The 1,294-nt window shown below is 51.1% G+C and carries 2 protein-coding genes and 1 pseudogene; all 3 read right to left on the bottom strand.

The features are described 5' to 3' along the window. The coding region (locus HMPREF3277_RS15780) for an NGO_0222 family membrane protein (protein ID WP_321178031.1) at nucleotides 1–111 on the bottom strand (111 nt) is incomplete at its 3' end. Nucleotides 112–250: 139 nt separating this feature from the next. Next, nucleotides 251–464: pseudogene (locus HMPREF3277_RS13810) on the bottom strand (HI_0552 family protein); the annotation flags it as partial. Between the two features lie 130 nt (nucleotides 465–594). Then, nucleotides 595–1,215 carry a DUF1269 domain-containing protein gene (locus HMPREF3277_RS07980; protein WP_003741838.1) on the bottom strand — a complete coding sequence of 207 codons (621 nt, stop codon included), beginning with the start codon at nucleotides 1,213–1,215 and terminating at the stop codon, nucleotides 595–597. Nucleotides 1,216–1,294 lie beyond the last annotated feature (79 nt).

The raw sequence follows: 1,294 nt of genomic DNA on the forward strand, positions 1-1,294 counted from the left end.
GGCGAATTGTTTGCTTTGGATGGAAAGCAGGTAGGCGCCCAACGTTACCAATGCGATGAAGAGCAGGGTGAAGAGGATGGTCAGAATGAGGAAGGTTCGGCGTTTGGTCATTGGTTTTGTTTGTTTCTTTTAGATTTCAGGTAGCCTTAACGGCAGATGGGGGAAGCTTGCTTCCGCTCACAGCCGCACATTGTGGCAGGCTTCGTACACTGGCAGCAGGCGGTGCAGGGTTTCGACTAGCCAGGTCGCGCTGCCAGCCGTTGCACCAGCGTTCGATATGCGGCGGGGCAAAGCCCGCGCCCAGTTGTGAGGCTACCTGTAAAACCAACGTGCGCCACACTTGCCACGCGGCTTTGTAGTCGGCCTTGCTTGGTTTGCGCTTCGGTTTCGGGCTGGTATTGGCGGATTTGGGCGAACTGGAAAAATGGGCGTTGGAATAGGTCGCAGCTTTGCGGGGTGAGCATGATGGTTTGGCGGGGCATGAAAAAGGGAGAGGCTACCTGAAAAATAGATTTTCAGGTAGCCTCAAACCGGTTTGGCATGCATCCGAAACGGAAAATTTGAGCGGTTACATACCTTGGGTTGGTGGCAGTGTTATTTCAACTTGGCTGCCAATTTGTCGAATTTTTGTTTGATGTCGGCCTTGAAGGCTTCCACTTTCTCTTTGCGCTCGGCTTTGCGCTGTTTTTTCCACGCTTCGTGTGCCTGACGTGCCACTTCTTCCTGCGCTTCTATTGCTGCCAATACGTCCTGTTGGGCAACGGCTGCATCTTGCCGGAGAATAACGGTTTTGAAACGGTGGAAGAAGGCATCCAATACAGCTTCGTCGGATTCTTGCGCCAAAATAATGATTGCAGTACTGCCGTTATCCAGTTTTTTGGCTGTATTTTCCAGCAACAACCCCTCTCCCAATGTTTGGGCAGTGCCTGCATCACTGCCGATGAGTGCGCCAGTAGCTCCACCCAACAGAACACCGATAGGACCGCCGAGAATGCCGACCAGTGAACCAATGAGGCCGCCCGTCCATGTGCCTTCGACCGTATTGGCGGTAAAGTCGGTGCTTTCTGCTGGGATAATCAGACCATTTTCCTTTTTAATCAAAACGGCTTGTGCCACCAAAGCATCTGTTGTCTGCGAGTAAGCTTTCAATTCAGAAAAGGCTTGATAAGCTTCGCTGGAGATGTTGAATAAGACAACGATGATGTTTTGTTTCATAAGTCTACTCCCGTGGGTTGAAAGATTTAAGAACATACAAGTTGTATGCGGTGTCAGTGTAAATTGCAAGGGGGGGGGG

Source organism: Neisseria sp. HMSC70E02, assembly GCF_001838645.1.
Taxonomy (GTDB): Bacteria; Pseudomonadota; Gammaproteobacteria; order Burkholderiales; family Neisseriaceae; genus Neisseria; species Neisseria macacae.